General features: G+C 54.8%; 17 protein-coding genes and 1 pseudogene. 11 read left to right on the top strand and 7 right to left on the bottom strand.

Translation table 11 applies throughout. The features are described from left to right. Positions 1-4 precede the first annotated feature (4 nt). Together gcvH and RHP47_RS05635 are read left to right on the top strand one after the other, a co-directional pair. On the top strand, positions 5-388 hold the full coding sequence (gcvH, locus tag RHP47_RS05640; protein WP_149818961.1) for a glycine cleavage system protein GcvH: 384 nt from the start codon (positions 5-7) through the stop codon (positions 386-388). Further along, positions 389-1,324 (top strand): branched-chain amino acid ABC transporter permease, encoded by a 936-nt coding sequence (locus RHP47_RS05635; RefSeq protein WP_149818959.1) that lies wholly within the window; start codon positions 389-391, stop codon positions 1,322-1,324. It begins immediately after the preceding gene. Between the two features lie 10 nt (positions 1,325-1,334). On the opposite strand, the gene RHP47_RS05630 is transcribed toward RHP47_RS05635, so the two are convergent. After that, positions 1,335-2,993 carry a Ppx/GppA phosphatase family protein gene (locus tag RHP47_RS05630; protein ID WP_302679981.1) on the bottom strand — a complete coding sequence of 553 codons (1,659 nt, stop codon included), beginning with the start codon at positions 2,991-2,993 and terminating at the stop codon, positions 1,335-1,337. A 40-nt stretch (positions 2,994-3,033) separates the two neighbouring features. Further along, positions 3,034-3,756 carry a hypothetical protein gene (locus RHP47_RS05625; protein WP_149818954.1) on the bottom strand — a complete coding sequence of 241 codons (723 nt, stop codon included), beginning with the start codon at positions 3,754-3,756 and terminating at the stop codon, positions 3,034-3,036. A gap of 71 nt (positions 3,757-3,827) precedes the next feature. On the opposite strand from RHP47_RS05625, the gene RHP47_RS05620 reads away from it, so the two are divergent. The 5 genes from RHP47_RS05620 to RHP47_RS05600 are packed head-to-tail and all read left to right on the top strand — an operon-like array spanning position 3,828 to position 10,637. Next, positions 3,828-4,352 (top strand): GNAT family N-acetyltransferase, encoded by a 525-nt coding sequence (locus tag RHP47_RS05620; protein WP_149818952.1) that lies wholly within the window; start codon positions 3,828-3,830, stop codon positions 4,350-4,352. A 45-nt stretch (positions 4,353-4,397) separates the two neighbouring features. Then, complete coding sequence (gene purL, locus RHP47_RS05615; protein WP_310841272.1) at positions 4,398-6,683, top strand: phosphoribosylformylglycinamidine synthase subunit PurL; 2,286 nt, start codon at positions 4,398-4,400, stop codon at positions 6,681-6,683. Then, entirely contained in the window at positions 6,684-8,132 is a 1,449-nt protein-coding gene (gene purF, locus RHP47_RS05610; protein WP_286626980.1) for an amidophosphoribosyltransferase, read from the top strand. Next, entirely contained in the window at positions 8,129-9,979 is a 1,851-nt protein-coding gene (locus RHP47_RS05605) for a prolyl oligopeptidase family serine peptidase (RefSeq protein WP_310841271.1), read from the top strand. Before purF ends, RHP47_RS05605 begins: the two co-directional genes overlap by 4 nt. Before the next feature lie 7 nt (positions 9,980-9,986). Then, complete coding sequence (locus RHP47_RS05600; RefSeq protein ID WP_310841270.1) at positions 9,987-10,637, top strand: riboflavin synthase; 651 nt, start codon at positions 9,987-9,989, stop codon at positions 10,635-10,637. A 5-nt stretch (positions 10,638-10,642) separates the two neighbouring features. On the opposite strand, the gene tsf is transcribed toward RHP47_RS05600, so the two are convergent. Both tsf and rpsB read right to left on the bottom strand, forming a co-directional pair. Then, positions 10,643-11,569 (bottom strand): translation elongation factor Ts, encoded by a 927-nt coding sequence (tsf, locus tag RHP47_RS05595; RefSeq protein ID WP_149818944.1) that lies wholly within the window; start codon positions 11,567-11,569, stop codon positions 10,643-10,645. 17 nt (positions 11,570-11,586) lie between these two features. Then, positions 11,587-12,378 carry a 30S ribosomal protein S2 gene (gene rpsB, locus RHP47_RS05590; RefSeq protein ID WP_149818942.1) on the bottom strand — a complete coding sequence of 264 codons (792 nt, stop codon included), beginning with the start codon at positions 12,376-12,378 and terminating at the stop codon, positions 11,587-11,589. Between the two features lie 217 nt (positions 12,379-12,595). On the opposite strand from rpsB, the gene RHP47_RS05585 reads away from it, so the two are divergent. The 3 genes and pseudogenes from RHP47_RS05585 to RHP47_RS05575 form a co-directional block, all read left to right on the top strand. Continuing rightward, positions 12,596-13,987 (top strand): ParA family protein, encoded by a 1,392-nt coding sequence (locus RHP47_RS05585; RefSeq protein WP_310841269.1) that lies wholly within the window; start codon positions 12,596-12,598, stop codon positions 13,985-13,987. Between the two features lie 93 nt (positions 13,988-14,080). Continuing rightward, positions 14,081-14,386: a hypothetical protein gene (locus RHP47_RS05580; protein WP_149818940.1), complete on the top strand. Its 306-nt coding sequence runs from the start codon at positions 14,081-14,083 to the stop codon at positions 14,384-14,386. 83 nt (positions 14,387-14,469) lie between these two features. Further along, a pseudogene (locus RHP47_RS05575) lies at positions 14,470-14,742 on the top strand (transposase); the annotation flags it as partial. A gap of 79 nt (positions 14,743-14,821) precedes the next feature. Here RHP47_RS05575 and cysK read toward each other — a convergent pair. Both cysK and RHP47_RS05565 read right to left on the bottom strand, forming a co-directional pair. Beyond that, complete coding sequence (gene cysK / locus RHP47_RS05570; RefSeq protein WP_149818938.1) at positions 14,822-15,787, bottom strand: cysteine synthase A; 966 nt, start codon at positions 15,785-15,787, stop codon at positions 14,822-14,824. Between the two features lie 63 nt (positions 15,788-15,850). Then, positions 15,851-16,288: an Rrf2 family transcriptional regulator gene (locus tag RHP47_RS05565; RefSeq protein ID WP_149818936.1), complete on the bottom strand. Its 438-nt coding sequence runs from the start codon at positions 16,286-16,288 to the stop codon at positions 15,851-15,853. 215 nt (positions 16,289-16,503) lie between these two features. On the opposite strand from RHP47_RS05565, the gene tsaD reads away from it, so the two are divergent. Continuing rightward, positions 16,504-17,565 (top strand): tRNA (adenosine(37)-N6)-threonylcarbamoyltransferase complex transferase subunit TsaD, encoded by a 1,062-nt coding sequence (gene tsaD / locus RHP47_RS05560; protein ID WP_286626969.1) that lies wholly within the window; start codon positions 16,504-16,506, stop codon positions 17,563-17,565. Here the strand turns inward: tsaD and RHP47_RS05555 are convergent. Beyond that, a complete protein-coding gene (locus tag RHP47_RS05555) occupies positions 17,510-18,364 on the bottom strand; it encodes a metal ABC transporter permease (protein WP_310841266.1) in 855 nt (284 codons plus the stop codon). The genes tsaD and RHP47_RS05555 overlap by 56 nt on opposite strands. Positions 18,365-18,400 lie beyond the last annotated feature (36 nt).

The raw sequence follows: 18,400 nt of genomic DNA, 5'->3' as shown, positions 1-18,400 counted from the left end.
TGCTATGACGCTCACCTACCCTGACGACCTGCAATATCTCGACAGCCATGAGTACCTGCGCCTTGAGGGCGATACAGCCACCCTCGGCATTAGTGCCTTTGCCGTCGATCAACTGGGGGATATTGTCTTTGTTGAGTTGCCTGCCGTTGGCGATGTCCTAAAACCCGGCGAACGCTTTGGCACCATTGAGTCGGTCAAGGCCGTTGAGGATCTCTATGCACCCCTCGCAGGAACCGTGATTGAGGTCAATCAAGCAGTCCTTGACAACCCCGAGCAAATTGCTGCGGATCCCTATGGGGAGGGGTGGTTGGTGAAGGTGCAAGTCAGTACCCCCCCTACGGGACTCCTCTCAGCAGCGGATTATCGTGCCCTTGTGGAAGGAGCGTAGGTGGTAACAAGCGGCCTGCAAGTCCTTGTGGATGGATTGGCCACAGGGAGTGTTTATGCCATCTTTGCCCTCGGCTATACCCTTGTCTTCTCGATTTTGGGCATCATCAACTTTGCCCACGGTGCTGTTTTTGCTATTGGCGCTTATCTCACCTATGCCCTCTTAGGGGGACGCTTTGGCTTTAATGGTCTGTTGGCCAATGGACAGCTTCCCGTTGCCTTACCCTTTGCGCTGGCCTTAGTTCTCAGTGCCCTTGGCTGTGGCCTGTTGGGGGTTGGCATTGATTGGGTCGTCTTTCGACCCCTGCGGCAACAGCGCGCCGATACCCTCTTGACCGTGGTGGCCAGCCTTGGGGCGGCTGTTCTCCTCACCAACCTGATCCAGTATTTGGTGGGTGCCGAAGTCTATACCTATCCCGATCAACTCTGGGGGGGATTGCCCCTCACCCTGCGATTGGGGGACATTGCCCTGCGCACTAGTCAATTTGTCATCTTTGCCGTGGCCGTGGTTTTGATGATTGCCCTGACCTATTGGGTCAAAGGGACGCGCATGGGGAAAGGATTGCAAGCGGTGGCCGAAAATCCGACTGCCGCGACATTACTGGGCATTGATAGCGATCGCATTATTCAAGTGACGTTTTTTGTCAGCAGTGCTTTGGCTGCCGTTGCTGGTACCCTCGTCGCCCTGAGTGTCGGGATTACGGGGCCGCAGTTTGGCGTGATCTTTGGTCTTAAGGGGTTAGCGGTGATTGTTCTGGGGGGTCTAGGGAGCTTACCGGGGACAATGTTGGCGGGCTTTTTGCTGGGACTAGTGGAGGCAATGGTGCCTGCCGCTGCTTCGGGGTTTCGGGATGCTGCGGCCTTTGCGATTCTCTTTCTGGTGCTGCTTGTGCGTCCCCAAGGGCTGTTGGGGCAGCCCCCAGTGGAAAAAGTTTAAGGCTGTTGAATTAGTAGTTGACTGCTGTGGCTAGAGCCGTACTGCTGGTGGGCACTAATTCCACCTTCAAACTGACGCCAAATTGGCTTTCAAAGGGTTCTTTTTTGTAGTTGACACTCCAAATTTCCAACTCACAGCGATCGCTAGGATCTGCCGGGTGCACCTGCACACAAAACTCCCGCTGGGAAGCGTGCCACTCACAGGTAATGTGATCCACGGCCCCGATTTGCCGCCGATCCAACGCTGAGGCCAACCGTAGAATGGCACTCAGTTGCTCGACAATTTGCCGTTCTCGCCGTCCCACCAATTGGCGGAAGTTCTCATGCTTTTTCTTGGGGGGGCTTTTGCGGTGATAGCGACAGAGGTTGGCAATGATCTCAATTTCCGTATCGGTGTAGCCGAGCAGACCCCCATGGCGCACAAGGTAGTAGGAATGTTTGTGGTGGGCAGAATGGCTAACGTAGTGGCCAGCATTGTGGAGGATTGCCGCTGCCCAGAGGAGTTCCCGTTCCGCTTCTGTCCAGTTGTGGAGCACCCCTTGGGTGCGATCAAAGAGCGTTAGGGCAAAATTGGCCACCCGTTCACTGCTGGCAAGATTGACATGGAACTTTTGCGCCAAACTGTAGGTACTGCGCTGACGCACCGAGCTTTGATAGCGGAGGCGGTCTTCAATCAGGCCGTGGGTGAGCATCCAGTCCACAATGATGCCTTCCCGCAGGGCGCGATCGCAGGTGATCAGGCTGGTTTGGTCCAGCATCTCCATGGCCTCAGCGAGAATCACTGCCCCTGCAACAATAATTTCAGCGCGCCGCTCCGACATCCCCAAGAGTTGACAGCGCTGGTTAAAGTTTAGTCGCCGCAATTTGGCCACAAGTGCCTTTAAGTCCCCTAGCGTCAGTTCATAGCCGCGTAGGGAGGGGGGACAAGCACCAAGGCGATCGCAGGTGTGAATCATCATCAGGCTTTCAATCGTGCCTGAGGTACCCACCAATTGCGGTTTTTCATGGGGGCTGAGCTGCTGCCGCAGGTCTTCAACGGCACGATCCAACATTCCCCGTACATAGGCGCGCAGGGCCGCGTAGTCCTGATCGCTAATGGGATCGCTTTTGACAAATAGGTCCGTCAGGCGTACTGCCCCCACTTTGGTGCTGTTGAGGTAGCGGGGTTCATGACCATCCCCCAAGATTAACTCTGTGGAGCCACCGCCAATGTCAATGATGATGTGGGGCTTGCCGTTGAATTCTAGCCCCGAGAGCACCCCCAAGTAGATGCGCCGCGCTTCCTCTTCGCCGGAAATTAGATCAATGGTCAGGCCGGTCTCTTCCTTGACCCGCTCTAAAAACTCGCGACCATTGGGGGCTTCGCGCACCGCACTGGTGGCCACGCCAATAATTTCTTCCGCCTTGAGACCCGTGGCCAATTCGCGACAGCGGCGCAGGGTGGCGATCGCCCGATTCATGGCCTCTTCCGTCAGTTGGCCGGTAATTTGGCAGCGTTCCCCCAGCCGCACCATATCTTTTTCGGCAGCAATGATTTTGAAGCTGGGTAAACTGGGCTGAATTTGCACCACCACCATGTGAATTGAGTTTGTCCCGACATCAATGGCCGCCAGAATGCGATCGCTGAGATTCACTGCTCGCCACAGGTGGAGATGTTGTTCAGCAGCCATTGGACTTGTATCGAAGGGGACAAACACCCCCTATCCTACCCTAAGTGTTTCCCGTTAGATGATCCTTAATCTTGGCAGCAATACGCGAGCCTAAATAATCAGGAATCACACTGCCATTCGGCCCTAGCAGATAGAGCAATAGCCGCACCCGGCCCTGCCAAAGCATAAAGTTGATATTCACCACCAGCAGTTCCTCTTGCCAAATGGCATGCATCACCTTGTAGAGCAACGCCGGATGATTGGTGGACTCCACCAACAGTGCCGGCAGATGAAAGACCTGATCCTGATAAAAGCTGGTGGTAATTTGCGGCAGGCCTTCGTTGAGGTTAAACTCCATGGCCAGCATTTCCTCAACGGCAAATTCACCACTGAGGGTCTGTTGGAGGGCACGGCGCACGCTTTCACTGCGCTTTTTCGTCAGGGGTTTGCCCTGCTCTGAGAGCACCAGTTTGACAAACACCAGCATCGGTGGTCGCACATGGCCATAGAGCGAGACATTGTGAATTGTCAGCTTGTAGGCGGCCATCACCCCAAAGAGATCACTGAGCAGGTAAGAGTGATTGCGGTGGGCAAAGTGGAGAACGGAGCGATCGCCCTCGGGGACAATCTGAATCACCGCCTGATTGGTCTTATGAATTTGAAACCCCAGTTTCAGGTTTTGCAGTTGGACATCCCGACCAACAAATTGCTCATAAAAGTCCGGAAAGGAGCGGTTGAATCGCTTCAGGACATCAAGGTTACGCAGTTGAAAATCGGAAACCATGGGTGAGAGTCGCTATACTATAGCCTAGGCCGGGTTACACTTGGTCATTCTCCCATCTCCAGCATACTTGCATGAGCTTCTGGAAATCGCTGTTCAATTCGCAACCGACTGCCAGCACCACCACGACGTCCCCTAGTTTAGGTTCTCAGGTAGAGCGGGACAATGGCAGCGAAAGCCAAATTATTTTCAGCAAAGAAAAAGATATTGATGTCTATGAACTCGAAGAACTTTGTGATGCCGTGGGCTGGTCGCGCCGTCCCATTCGCAAGGTGAAAAAAGCAATTCAGCATAGCTTTTTGGTGATCTCGATGTGGGAGCAGCGGGGTGCCTATCGTCGTCTGATTGGCTTTTCCCGTGCTACCTCTGACCATGCCTTTAATGCCACGATTTGGGATGTGGTCGTGCATCCAGAATTTCAAGGGCGGGGTCTGGGCAAAGAATTAATGCGGCAGATAATCAAAGAACTGCGCAGCGAGGACATCAGCAACATTACCCTCTTTGCCGATCCCCATGTGGTGGACTTCTACCGTCAGTTGGGTTTTCGCCCGGATCCCGAGGGGATTAAGGGGATGTTTTGGTACCCCAATTCCCGCTAGGCTCGATAATCAGTAAGGTAGCCTGATCACGATTCTCTGTTGCCCATGAGCCAACCCCCCCTCGTCACTGAGGCTGAGATTGCTGCTGCAGGCCTCAAGCCCCAAGAGTACACCGAAATTGTCCGCCGCCTTGGCCGCCATCCCAACCGCGCGGAATTGGGCATGTTTGGGGTGATGTGGTCAGAGCATTGCTGCTACAAAAACTCCCGTCCCCTGCTCAAGCAGTTTCCCACCCAAGGGGCACGGGTACTGGTCGGTCCCGGTGAGAATGCCGGCGTCGTGGACTTAGGGGATGGCTTGCGCCTTGCCTTTAAGATTGAGTCCCACAATCATCCCTCGGCCATTGAACCCTTTCAGGGGGCAGCGACCGGCGTGGGGGGGATTCTGCGGGATATTTTCACGATGGGGGCGCGTCCCATTGCCCTGCTGAACGCCCTGCGCTTTGGCGATCTCAAGGAAGCCAAAACCCAACAATTGGTGAAAGGAGTCGTGGCGGGTATTGCCCACTATGGCAACTGTGTCGGTGTGCCCACAGTGGGGGGCGAGGTCTATTTTGACCCTTGCTATGCCGGTAACCCCTTGGTGAATGCCATGGCCTTGGGCCTCATGGAAACCCCAGAAATTGTTAAATCGGCAGCCAGTGGCATTGGCAATCCGGTGCTGTATGTGGGCTCTACAACGGGTCGTGATGGCATGGGAGGGGCTAGTTTTGCCAGTGCCGAACTCACTGATGAATCAATGAGCGATCGCCCCGCCGTCCAAGTGGGGGATCCCTTCATGGAAAAATGCCTCATTGAAGCCTGTCTGGAAGCCTTTCAAACCGGGGCAGTGGTGGCCGCCCAAGATATGGGGGCAGCGGGCTTGACCTGCTCGACTGCGGAAATGGCTGCCAAAGGCGGTGTTGGTATTGAACTGGACTTGGACAAAGTGCCCGTACGGGAACAGGGGATGGTGCCCTACGAGTTTCTCCTTTCGGAATCCCAAGAACGGATGCTCTTTGTGGCGGCGCAAGGGCGGGAAGCGGAACTCATTGAGATTTTCCATCGCTGGGGCTTGCAGGCGGTGGTTGTGGGTCGCGTCATTGCTGAACCGCTGGTGCGGGTGCTTTACCGGGGCGAGGTGGCCGCAGAGGTGCCTGCCCGTGCCCTAGCGGAAGATACCCCTGTCTATGAGCGGCAGTGTCCCAGTGAGCTACCTGTCTATGTCCAACAGGCGCGGCAATGGTCGGTGGATCAATTGGCGTTACCGGCGCGATCGCCCGCGGAGATTTTGCTCACTCTTCTCGCCACCCCCAGTATTGCCTCTAAAGCATGGGTCTATCGTCAGTACGATCACGAGGTGCAAAACAACACCCTCGTCTTCCCCGGTGATGCTGATGCAGCGGTGATTCGCCTGCGGGGTACCCCAAAAGGGATTGCAGCAACCGTGGATTGTCCCAGCCGCTATGTGTATCTGGATCCCTACGAAGGCGGCAAAGCAGCCGTGGCCGAAGCGGCTCGTAATCTGAGTTGTGTTGGAGCAGAACCTCTGGCCGTTACCGATAACCTTAACTTTGGCAGTCCCGAAACGCCCGTGGGTTACTGGCAGTTGACCCATGCCTGTCGGGGTCTGGCCGAGGCTTGTCGTGCCCTACAAACGCCGGTCACCGGGGGCAATGTCTCCCTCTACAACGAAACGATTGATAGCAACGGCCAACCACAGCCGATTTATCCGACCCCCGTGGTGGGGATGGTGGGGTTGATTCCCGATTTGCAGCGGGTTGTCGGTCAGGGCTGGAGATCGCCCGGAGATGCCATTTACCTATTGGGGTTGCCTCTGACCACGCCCTTGAGTGATCCGCGCCTGAGCCTCGGTGGGTCGGAATACCTTGCCCAGATCCATGGCCTTGTGGCGGGGCGTCCACCTCAGATTGATTTAGACCTAGAGCAGCGAGTGCAGGCGGTGTGTCGCTATGGCATTCAGCAGGGGTGGGTTGCCAGTGCCCACGATCTCAGCGAGGGGGGCTTGGCCGTGGCCTTGGCGGAAAGCTGTCTCAGTGGCCAACGGGGGGCAACGATTCAATTGCCAGCGGGCACCTATCCGCGGTGGGATGTGCTGCTGTTTGCTGAAGGGGGGGCGCGCATTCTGGTTTCGGTGCCGCCAACGGCACAGACGGTGTGGGAAACCTATGCGCAGGCGCAACTGCCCAATGCTTGGATGCGCCTAGGGGTTGTTAATGGTGAACATACAGAACTGTGCATTGACACCTGTGACAATTCTCCGCTCATCAAGGTTACGATAAAAGAGTTAGGTATTGCTTGGCGATCGCCCCTGCCGAAGTATTTGGACTAAATGACAGAACAACAATTTGCTGATAAGCCGGAAGAAGCCTGTGGTGTGTTTGGGGTCTATGCCCCGGGGGCGGATGTGGCTCGCCTCGCCTACTTTGGTCTCTATGCCCTGCAACATCGAGGTCAGGAATCGGCGGGAATTGCCACATTTGCGGGTAACACCGTCCACTGTTACAAGGACATGGGCTTGGTCTCTCAAGTCTTTGATGAAGAGATTCTTGGAGGGCTGGTGGGAGATTTGGCTGTCGGCCACAACCGCTACTCGACCACGGGTTCTAGTCGCATTGTCAATGCGCAACCCGTTGTGGTGGACACTCGCCTAGGGCCTTTGGCCTTAGCCCACAACGGCAACTTGGTGAATACCTACGCTCTGCGCGAACAAGTCCTAGCCTGTGATGCACCTACGGCGGTGTTAGCAAGCACAACGGATTCGGAACTCATTGCCTGGGCGATCGCCCAAGCGGTGGCTACTGGTCAATCCTGGTCAGAGGGGATGATTACTGCGGCTCAACAGTGCCAAGGGGCTTTTAGTCTAGTCATGGGTACCCCAGCGGGATTGTTTGGGCTGCGGGATGCCCACGGCATTCGTCCCCTAGTGATTGGCCGCCTAATGATAGAAGGGACACTCCACTATGTCCTTGCTTCTGAAACCTGTGCCCTCGATATTATTGGTGCGGACTATGTGCGGGATGTGGAGCCGGGGGAACTCGTCCACATTACTGCTGAAGGCATTGGCAGTGTGCAATGGGCAGAATCCCAACGCAAGCTGTGTATCTTTGAGATGATTTACTTTGCCCGCCCCGATAGTGTCATGCAGCGGGAGAGCCTCTATAGTTACCGCCAGCGCCTGGGGTACCAGTTGGGGCGTGAAGCCCCCGCCGATGCCGATGTGGTGATTGCTGTGCCCGATTCGGGTGTGCCAGCGGCCATTGGCTTTTCCCAAGCGACGGGGGTGCCCTACGCCGAAGGCTTGATTAAAAATCGCTATGTGGGGCGCACGTTTATTCAGCCCACCCAGTCGATGCGGGAGTCGGGAATTCGGATGAAGCTGAATCCGCTGCGGGATGTGTTGATGGGACAGCGGGTGGTGATTGTGGATGACTCGATTGTGCGGGGCACCACTAGCCGCAAAATTGTCAAAGCGCTGCGGGATGCCGGTGCAGTGGAAGTACATATGCGGATTTCCTCGCCGCCGGTCACTCACCCGTGTTTCTATGGTATTGACACCGATACCCAAGATCAACTGATTGCAGCCACCAAGTCCGTGGCTGAGATTGCGGCTCAGATTGGCGTGGATTCCCTGAGTTACCTCAGTTGGCAGGGGATGATTGCCGCCACCTACGATACGGGCGATCGCTTTTGTTCCGCCTGTTTTACAGGCAAGTACCCGATTAGCATCCCGGAGCCAGTGAAACGGCAAAAGTTGGTGCTTGAGCAAATTCCCCAATGAGTCTGGACTACGGTCACTGGCCTTCCATCCTCTCTGCCACCGCAGTCAGTGCTGCGGCCACCAGTCTCAGTGAATTGCGCGCCACTCCCCTAGGTTTGGTGTGGTTAGAGCGGCGTCCCCAAGAAAAGGGGCGAGTAGTGCTGGTGCGTCAAGGGCAAGAACTTTTGGCTGCCCCTTGGAGTGCGCGATCGCGCGTGAATGAGTATGGCGGCGGTGCCTACTGGTACCACGGTGATCAAATTTACTTTGTTAATGATGCCGATCAGGGGATCTACGCCCTTGGGGAACCCAGCCCTCAGTTAATCTATCAAGCGGCGAATACGCGCTTTGCCGATGGTTGCGTCGATCCCTGGCGCGATCGCCTGCTATGTGTCGAAGAGGCACATCTGCCAGAGGGTAGCTCACGGCAATCCCTTGTTGCCATTTCCCTATCGGGGGAGCGGACGTCCTTGATCACTGGGGCTGGCTTTTATGCTGCGCCACGCTTGAGTCCAGAGGGTCATACCCTTGTCTGGTTGCAATGGTCAGCACCGCAGATGCCTTGGGATGGCTGTGAACTGTGGGGAGCCATGGTCAGTAGTGACGGTTTCCTTGGTACGCCCTACCGCATTGTTGGCAGTAGTGAGGAATCTGTGCAGCAACCCCAATGGCAAGGAGAGACCCTCTACTACATCAGCGATCGCTCTGGCTGGTGGAATCTCTATCGTTACCGTGATGGCCGCCATGAACCCGTTTGGCAGGCCAGTTATGATGCCGGGGTGCCCCTCTGGGTCTTTGGTCAATCCACCTATGCTCTTGTGAACGCTGAAACGGCAGTTTTAACCTATAGCGATCGCGGGCTATGGCGGCTGGCAGTCGTCTCCCTAGCCACGGGTGAGTGGCAAACTGTCCCGACGGACTACACTGAGATTCATTCTCTCGTTCGCCTGAGCGATCGCGTCGTTGCCTTGATTGGCAGTTCGCCCCTGTTGCCCCCCCATCTTGTTGAGTTCAATCTGGATGACGGCACCACCACACCGCTGCAACCCATTGCTTCTCCTCTGCCGCCAGCGTGGATTTCGCAGCCTGAGGTGATGGAATTTCCCACAACTGAGGGTGCAACCGCCTACGGCTTTTTCTACCCGCCCCAAAATCCCCAAGTACAACCCCCGGCAGACTCACACCCCCCCTTAATCGTGAGAAGTCATGGCGGACCGACGGCAGCCAGTGGCACAGGTCTCGATTTGCGCATCCAGTTTTGGACAAGTCGCGGCTTTGCGGTGTTGGATGTCAACTATCGTGGTAGTACCGGCTATGGTCGTGCCTATCGCAATGCCCTGCGGGGACAGTGGGGGGTGGTAGATGTGGCAGATTGTAGAGCAGGGGCGCAGTATTTGGTGGCTCAAGGACGAGTGGCGAGCGATCGCTTGGCGATTCGCGGCAGCAGTGCTGGGGGCTATACCACTCTGTGTGCCCTGACCTTTACCACAACCTTCCATGTGGGAGCAAGTTACTACGGCATTGGCGATCTCCTTAGCCTGCTCAAGGAAACCCATGCTTTTGAAGCCCATTATTTTGATCAACTGATTGCCCCCTATCCCGAAGGGGCAGACCTCTACCGCCAGCGATCGCCCCTCTACCATGCGGATCGCCTCACCTGTCCGGTGATTTTCTTTCAGGGGCTAAAGGATGTCGTTGTTCCCCCCAGCCAAGCGGAACAGATGGTAGCCGCCCTGCAGGCCAAGAGCATTCCCGTAGAATATTACACCTTTGCCGAAGAGGGACACGGCTTCCGCCAAAGCAGCACGATCGCCACCGCCCTTGAGGCAGAATTGAAGTTTTATCAAAGGCATTTACTCAAAGGCTAGAAGAACAATGTTTACTGGCATTATTCAGGCGATCGGTATCCTCCAGCAACGCTCCGAGTCCCAGTTGGCAATTAACGCTACCGATGCCCCTTTCCTTGCTGAGGTGACCATTGGCGATAGTATTGCTGTGGATGGCGTCTGCCTCACAGTGGAAACCTTTGATGCCACGGGGTTTACGGTCAGTGTCTCCCCGGAAACGCTGCAACGCACCACATTGGCGGCCAAAGCGGCAGCAGGCGCAATGGTGAACCTAGAACCTGCCCTACGCGTTGGGGATAGGGTAGGAGGGCATTTTGTGACCGGTCATGTGGATGGTGTCGGCACCGTACTGGCGATCGCGCCCACAGGCACGAGTTGGGAATTCACCTTCTCTGCCCCTGAAGCGGTAGCAACCTACATCATCCCCAAGGGCAGTATTGCCATCAATGGCATTAGCCTTACCGTTGCCCATTGCAATGAAAAAGGGGATGAATTCAGCATTGCTGTCATCCCCCATACCTATGCAGAAACCACGCTGCAATTTCTTAGGGTTGGCGATGGCGTGAACCTAGAGGCGGATCTATTGGGCAAATATACCCGCAAGTTTCTCCAGCCTCAAGACGCCTCAACCGCAGTCGAAATTGACCTCGCCTTTCTCCAAGCCCATGGCTACGCCTAGGGTCATTATTTTTTCTTCTTGGCAGTCCGAGACTTGCCACCAGATTTTTTGGCAGCAGCACCAAATCCCTTACTTTCAGCCGTAGGTTCAGCGACTGGGTCAGGACTTTCGGCAGCAGGCTCAGCCACTGGTTCCACTGTCTGCTCAGAAACTGCGACAGGTTCTGGAGCTGGCTCGTCAGGTGTTGTTTCCGCTGCTGGTTCAGGGGCACTCACTTCAGGCGTTGCGGTTTCGGCCACTTCTGCGGGTGCTTCGGCAGTTTTTGCGGCAGCACTCATGGCTTGGGTTTGGGCGGCCACCTCTTCAGCAAGGTTGGTTTCTTGCTTCTCAATCCCCTCACCGAGGACAAAGCGTTGGAAGCGGCGAATCTGGATATTTTCCCCCAGTTCAGCAATGTGCTCTTTGACCAACTCTTCAACGGTCTTGGACTGATCGCGGATGAAGGGCTGGTTGAGCAGGCACAACTCTTTGAGGGTTTTCTCCAGTTTGCCAGCAACAATTTTCTCCTTGACCTCGGGGGGCTTGCCCTTCAGGGCATCGGAGCCAAGGGCAATCTGGCGTTCTTTTTCTTTGTACTCCTCAGGAATATCGTCGATTGAGACAAATTCTACATTCGGGCAAGCGGCAATTTGCTTGGCAATGTCTTGGACAAGGGCTTTGAATTTCTCGTTGCGAGCCACAAAGTCGGTCTCACAGTTCACCTCCACCAGCACGCCAATGCGCCCGCCAGTGTGAATGTAGCTATCCACCAGACCTTCACTGGTGACGCGCCCGGCTTTTTTACCCGCAGAGGCTAGACCCTTTTGCCGCAACCAAGCAATGGCGGCTTCCATATCGCCGTTGGACTCCTGCAAGGCTTTCTTGCAGTCCATCATGCCGGCACCGGTTTTGTCCCGCAGTTCTTTGACTAGTTTGGCTGAAATCTCTGCCATGATCTGTTCCTCAAGGATTAAGCGTCAGAATCATCTGGAATATCTAGGGCGTCAGCATCACCATCGTCGCTGGCGGTCATCCCATCGTCGTCCTCATCACCGAGATCCGCTTCTGGTTCGTCCAACTGACCATGGCGGCCTTCGTAAATGGCATCGGCTAGTTTACCCACAATCAGCTTAATCGAACGGATGGCATCATCGTTAGCGGGAATGGGAATATCCACTTGATTGGGGTCGCAGTTGGTATCCAGCAGCGCCACGATCGGAATCCCCAATTTGTGACACTCGGCAACGGCGTTGTACTCGCGCTTGACATCAACAATAATCGCGACATCGGGCAGCCGCCGCATTTGTTTAATCCCACCAAGGTATTTTTGCAAACGTGCCAGTTCTCGCCGCAGGGCTGAGGCCTCCTGTTTTGGCCGCAGATCAATGAGGCCATTTTCCTCCATGCTTTCTAATTCTTTGAGGCGATCAACACGGGTTTTGATGGTATTCCAGTTGGTGAGCATCCCCCCCAGCCAGCGCTGGTTGACGTAGTAACTGCCGCAGCGGAGCGCTTCCTGTTCGACAATGCCGGCGGCTTGGCGCTTAGTACCAATAAACAAAAAGCGTTTGCCTTTTTCAGCGGCGTTGCGGATGTAGTTGTAGGCTTCATCCACCAGTTGGGCGGTTTGCACGAGGTCAATGATGTGCACCCCATTGCGAACCGTGAAGATGTAGGGTGCCATCCGGGGGTTCCAGCGGCGGGCTTGGTGGCCAAAGTGAACCCCTGCCTCCAGCATTTGGGCAAGGCTAAGAACTGCCATTGAGTTGTACTCCTATGGGTTAAACAACCATCCGTCCATCATCCGGTGAGGACACCCAAGGGGACGAATGTGAAAGATTTGCAGATTTATTATCATAGCCAATGATCAAGGCTGTTGGAAAGCCCAATCCACAGTGATTTGGTAGCGTCGTGATCTTGACGCTCAGGGGTGGCCAAACTATTCTGAAAGATTCAAGACGGCTGGATGGTGCTGAACGTTGGATATTTCCCGCTTGCGATCGCAATGGCAACAAATTCACGGTGACGAAACCTCTGAAGCCGTTATTGAGCAGCACTTTGTGCAACCGCTCCTGAGTGTGTTGGGCTTTGGCGATCGCGATCGCCTCTCTTCCTTTGACACAGGTGCAGGCATTGCCGATGTGGCAGCCCGTTTCCCCCGCGAGCATCAGCCTCCTTTTTGTCAGACTCAAGTTGACCCCGATTTAATTGTGGAGATTAAACCCCCTGCCCGTCGCTCCCGCAATACCCCCAGTCAAACCGTGGTCTTGAACCTTGAGAATGGGTCTACCCATCATAGCCGCGCTCTGCAACAACTCCGCCAACTTTTCAGGGGTTGCCATTGCCAAGGAACCGCTTGGGGGTTGATCACGAATGCCCGCCATCTACAGCTTTTTCAACGCCATGGTCACTTGGTCTATCCAGTGACGCCCAACTATGAACTGACGGGCGATCGCCTTGAGGGCATTATCGAAGACCTCAAAACCTGCTTGCGATCGCGCCCCCGTGCCACCACCCTCTGTCTCTATAACCATAAGGGGGGAGTGGGCAAAACCACCACCACGATTAACTTGGGCGCCACCCTTGCTGTGGCAGATGCCGCTGTCTTGCTCGTTGATTGTGACCCCCAAGGGGATCTCAGCCGCGCCCTTGAGCTAACCCCCACCAGTACGACCCTTGCGGCTTGTCTGCAAAACCCTGATGAGCCGATTACGGCTACGATTCGCCCTTTTGACCTGCGCATCCGCACCAGCAGCAGTATCAAATCTGCCCATATTTTTGATGTCATTCCTGCTGCGCCACAACTGCAAAGCATCCTCATTCAGGCGATGCAAACCCAATATCCACCCATTACCCGCCTGCGGGAACTCCTTACCCCCTTGCGCGATCGCTACGACTACATCCTCATTGACTGCCCCAGTGCTTGGCTCTTTTTAAGTAAGAGCGCCGTGTATGCCAGTGACGCCGTTTTGATTCCCACCCGCCACACCGATCTCTCCTCCCTCAACAATGCCGCTCAGGTGATTCACCAATTTCTCTTTAATGAAATTCACACATTGCGCCGTGAAGGCGGCCCCCTTCCTTTGCCTATTTTCTTTAATGGTGCTCCCACAACCGACAAGGCAATGGCCGTTGCCCAAACAGAAATTGAACGGATTCTCCAGAAACTCCCCCACCTCACTCCCTACTTTTGGCCACAGTATCAAGCCAACGACACAAGTGTATTTGCCATTCCTGAATATGCCATTATTTCCCGTGCCGCCTTTGCCCGTGTTCCTGCTGTCTTCAAAGATAAGCGCGTCTTAGGCTTTTATCAAACATTGGTGCAGACCTATCTTCGCCCCTTAGCTGCTGTCAATGACCTCCCCTAACCAACAACCTTCCTAACAAGATTTATAAAAAAATCTGAAAACAGAAATTGCTTGCTCCCCTAAAATGAAATTACCCCTCCCTGAGCAGCCGTCATGACCGAGCCTGTCACCCAATCCCAACTAGCCGAAGTTCTGGAAACCGTCAAGGCAATCCAGTCGCAGTTGACAGAACTCACCCTTGAAGTGAAGGTGGGGCAAGCAGAAATCCGTGAAAAGTTCAACACCATGGAGGCCAAAATCGAGGCCGTTCGCCTAGAAGTACAGAACAATCGCGAGCAGTTAGTGGAGCTAGGGAAACGCCAAAGTTCAACGGACAATCGCCTGTGGGCATTACTGGTGGCACTGTTTTTGATGGTGGCAGGACTCTTGGCCAAAATTACACTGTTTGACAGAGTTTAGAGGAAAATTGCTGTGACTCAGTCCCAATTGGCCGAAGTTCTAGGGCGTGTCATCAGATAAATTGACCATCGAGGCAGTGTTTTGCTGAGGCATTACTGGCGGACAAAGCCTATGCTGCAGATGAGCGGGTGCTAAGACGGCTAGCGGAGAAAGGGTGCGAGGCTGTCATTCCGCCCAAGTCTTGTCGTAAACAGCGTCGTGGTTATGACAAAGAACTGTACAAAGCTCGGCACTTGATTGAGAATTTTTTTGCTAGGCTCAAGCCGTATCGAGGGATTGCTACACGTTACGATAAGACAGCGCGAAACTTTTTAGGTGCGATATATCTCGCTGCCGCTGTTATCTGGCTTAACTGATGACACACCCTAGGCCCCACCCCACAAACCAAGTTTTAGTTGGCACAAAACAACCTCTGACGCTGAACTCAAAGCAGGCCTAATGTTGCAAGTAACTGGGTACCAAGGGCAGTGCATCCTGAAACAGGGGTGTGGTTAAGTAGCGTTCACCAAAACTCGGCTGCACCATGACAATTAACTTGCCCGCATTTTCGGGTCGTTGAGCCACCTGAATGGCAGCGCAAAGGGCAGCCCCACTGGAAATGCCTGAAAGAAGGCCTTCTTCACGGGCTAGGCGGCGACCAAAATAAATCGCTTGGTCGTCAGAGACGGGGATCACTTCATCAATGAGTTCTCGTTTAAGAACGGGGGGTACAAAGCCGGCGCCAATACCTTGAATTTTGTGGGGGCCTGGTTTGCCTCCTGAAAGGACAGGACTATTGCTAGGTTCGACAGCGATCGCCTGAAAGCTGGGCTTCTTGGCTTTGATCACTTCTGCCACTCCCGTAATCGTACCTCCAGTACCCACTCCAGCCACCAAAATATCCACTTGACCGGCCGTATCTTGCCAAATTTCGAGGGCAGTGGTTTCACGATGAATCTTGGGATTGGCGGGATTTTTGAATTGTTGCAGCATGAAAGCATCTTCAAGGGAGGCAGCAATTTCTTCGGCGCGACGAATGGCACCACTCATCCCCTCTGTGCCGGGGGTCAAATCCAGCTCTGCTCCATAGGCACGCAGCATAGCTCGCCGCTCTGCACTCATGGTCTCTGGCATAGTGAGAATCAGGCGATAGCCCTTTGCCGCCGCCACCATTGCTAAGGCAATCCCGGTATTGCCCGATGTGGGTTCCACCAAAACCGTCTTACCGGGGGTAATAAGACCCGCTGCTTCTGCCTCCTGAATCATACTCAGGCCAATGCGATCCTTAACCGAGGCCGCAGGATTCATGCTCTCTAGCTTGACAACAATTTGCGCAACGCAGCCTTCCGCTTGGGGAATGCGGTTCAGGCGTACAAGGGGCGTCCGACCAATGAGGGCAGTAATATCGGGGGCAATGTTCATGGGATATCAATCTCCAATTCAAGACAAAAACCTTAGAGAAATTAGATGAATGTCAACCCCAGCCTAGATGTAGTACATGACATCCACTTGCTGGTAAGCCTGCCGCCGATCGCACAAATCTTGAAGGGTATGCTTTTTCAAAACATCATTGGCTGCTGCGCAGGCTTCTAGCCACACTGAACGGATCAGACTACGCTCCAGATCGCCCTTTTCAGGCGGCTTTTGGGCGAGCTTGGACTCAATCCCCTCGATACAGTTGAGCACGTCCAAAATTGAGATTTGCCAAGGTGCTTTTGCCAGCAAGTAGCCACCCCGGGCGCCCCGCTGACTGCGAATCAGCCCCTTGCGGCGTAGGGTCGCCATCAGTTGCTCCAAATAGCGATCGGGAATGTTATGCAGGGCAGCAATTTGGCGAATTTGTAGCGGCTCCGCCTGTTCATAGGCCGCTGACATTTCCAAGAGCGCCAAGAGGGCGTACTCACTTTTGGCAGACAGTTCCACAAGACGTTTGGCACACGCACGACATTGAGCAGATTGCCCAACCCATAGTATATCCTACTTCTTGATCGGGATTTAGGAGATTCTTAAGAATCTTCACCGTGGCGCTGGTTGCAACCTCGAGAATTCACGGCATTGCGCAAACGCCCTTCAGCAACTTCACTCGAAAAACCGGCTAGACTGAAAAGAGGCTCTAGCTTCATGCCCACGTCTGCCCGATGGTCAGAATTCTAGCCATTGAAACCAGTTGTGATGAAACGGCTGCTGCCGTAGTGCGCGATCGCGCCATTGAAAGTAATGTGATTGCCTCCCAAGTGCGTGCCCATCAACCCTTTGGCGGTGTCGTACCGGAAGTTGCCTCCCGTGCCCACTTGGAAAATATTAACGGCGTGATCACAGCAGCGATGAGTGAGGCCGGTTGTGATTGGTCTGCCATTGATGCCGTTGCTGTCACCTGTGCTCCCGGATTGGTGGGGTCGCTGCTCATTGGGGTTACGGCGGCAAAAACCCTTGCCCTTGTGCAGCAAAAACCGCTCTTGGGAATTCACCACCTTGAAGGCCACCTCTATGCCTCCTACTTAGCGGAACCGACCCTTGAACCACCGTTTCTCTGCCTCTTGGTATCTGGCGGGCATACCAGTCTCATTGGCGTTTATGGCTGTGGCGAGTACCAACTCTTTGGCCAAACGCGGGATGATGCGGCGGGGGAAGCCTACGATAAGGTAGCACGCCTACTGGGCTTGGGCTATCCAGGGGGGCCAGTGCTCGATCGCTTGGCGCAGCAGGGCAATCCAGAGGCCTTTGATCTACCAGAGGGAAATATCCGCCTCCCCGATGGCAAGGTGCATCCCTACGATTCCAGTTTTAGTGGGCTGAAAACCGCAGTGGCACGACTCGTGGAGGAGCTGCGTCAAACCCATGATGAATTGCCGGTGGCTGACCTTGCGGCCAGTTTTCAGAAGGCGGTAGCACAGGCCTTGACCAAGCGGGCGATCGCGGCAGCAGTGGATCATGGATTCAAAACCCTCGCCATTGGGGGAGGCGTAGCGGCAAATTCTGGACTGCGACAACACCTGACTGCGGCTGCTGAACCCTTGGGGCTACAGTTGATTTTTCCGCCTCTGCGGCTATGTACCGATAATGCGGCGATGATTGGCTATGCGGCAGTGGATCATTTCCAGCGGGGCGATCGCTCCCCCTTGGAGCTGACAGCCCGTTCACGCCTCAGCTTGCTGGAGATTTCTGCCCTCTATGCAGCCACGCCCCTCGCAGTGAGTTAATGGCGATCGAGCCTAAAAAGAACACCAGTTGACAGACCACAATACTCGGCCCCGATGGCCAATTCATCCCTGCTGACAAGAGCATACCCACAATGGCACTGCCTACCCCTACTAGGGCCGCCAAAACCACGTACTGCGAAAATTGCCGACTCCACAGGCGAGCGCCACAGGCGGGAATCACCACAAAGGCACTAATGAGCAATACCCCCACTGTCTTAATCGAGACGGCAACCACCAAGGCCAATAGGGTGATAAACAGCAGCCGCTGAATCCCCACCGCCGCCCCCCGCGCCACCGCCAAGGCCTCATTCACTGTGATTAACAATTGCACCCGTAACGTGAGCAGGATGAAAGTGCCGACAAGGGCGCAGAGCGTGCCACTCATGACGAGATCGGCTGGGCGCACCGCCAAAATATCGCCAAACAGTAAATTATTTAGCCCCCCCTGATAGCGATCGCTCATACTCAGCAAAATCACCGCAAGCGCTAAGGAGGCTGAGTAGATGATATTCAAGAGGGCATCCGTCCACAGTCGCGTATGCTCGAGCAAATACGTCACCCCGAGGGCAAACACCACGGCAAAGGGCAACAACATCACGGAGGGATGCAATCCTAGAATAATTCCTAGGCTAATTCCCAGTAGGGCTGAGTGTCCCAAAGCATCACTAAAAAAAGAAAGTTGCCGCAGGATTGTAAAGCTACCGAGGGCACCCGCCATCCCTCCCGTAAAGATCCCTGCCCACAGTGCCCGCTGCATAAAGGGCAACTGCAACAGCTCAATCATTCGTTCCAAAATCATGGGGACTTCTGTTTAGCGCCTGCCAAAGAGGAATAG

Source organism: Thermosynechococcus sp. QKsg1 (assembly GCF_031586415.1).
Lineage (GTDB): Bacteria > Cyanobacteriota > Cyanobacteriia > Thermosynechococcales > Thermosynechococcaceae > Thermosynechococcus.
Note: the sequence above shows the minus strand (reverse complement) of the source record. Positions and strands in the feature narration are given on the sequence as shown.

Excerpts from the sequence above, each read along its gene's own strand:
- purL (WP_310841272.1), top strand. The coding sequence starts at position 4,398 with ATGAGCCAACCCCCCCTCGTCACTGAGGCTGAGATTGCTGCTGCAGGC.
- purF (WP_286626980.1), top strand. The coding sequence starts at position 6,684 with ATGACAGAACAACAATTTGCTGATAAGCCGGAAGAAGCCTGTGGTGTG.
- tsaD (WP_286626969.1), top strand. The coding sequence starts at position 16,504 with ATGGTCAGAATTCTAGCCATTGAAACCAGTTGTGATGAAACGGCTGCT.
- cysK (WP_149818938.1), bottom strand. The coding sequence starts at position 15,787 with ATGAACATTGCCCCCGATATTACTGCCCTCATTGGTCGGACGCCCCTT.
- RHP47_RS05555 (WP_310841266.1), bottom strand. The coding sequence starts at position 18,364 with ATGATTTTGGAACGAATGATTGAGCTGTTGCAGTTGCCCTTTATGCAG.
- RHP47_RS05600 (WP_310841270.1), top strand. The coding sequence starts at position 9,987 with ATGTTTACTGGCATTATTCAGGCGATCGGTATCCTCCAGCAACGCTCC.
- RHP47_RS05625 (WP_149818954.1), bottom strand. The coding sequence starts at position 3,756 with ATGGTTTCCGATTTTCAACTGCGTAACCTTGATGTCCTGAAGCGATTC.
- RHP47_RS05580 (WP_149818940.1), top strand. The coding sequence starts at position 14,081 with ATGACCGAGCCTGTCACCCAATCCCAACTAGCCGAAGTTCTGGAAACC.
- rpsB (WP_149818942.1), bottom strand. The coding sequence starts at position 12,378 with ATGGCAGTTCTTAGCCTTGCCCAAATGCTGGAGGCAGGGGTTCACTTT.
- RHP47_RS05620 (WP_149818952.1), top strand. The coding sequence starts at position 3,828 with ATGAGCTTCTGGAAATCGCTGTTCAATTCGCAACCGACTGCCAGCACC.
- tsf (WP_149818944.1), bottom strand. The coding sequence starts at position 11,569 with ATGGCAGAGATTTCAGCCAAACTAGTCAAAGAACTGCGGGACAAAACC.
- gcvH (WP_149818961.1), top strand. The coding sequence starts at position 5 with ATGACGCTCACCTACCCTGACGACCTGCAATATCTCGACAGCCATGAG.
- RHP47_RS05605 (WP_310841271.1), top strand. The coding sequence starts at position 8,129 with ATGAGTCTGGACTACGGTCACTGGCCTTCCATCCTCTCTGCCACCGCA.
- RHP47_RS05630 (WP_302679981.1), bottom strand. The coding sequence starts at position 2,993 with ATGGCTGCTGAACAACATCTCCACCTGTGGCGAGCAGTGAATCTCAGC.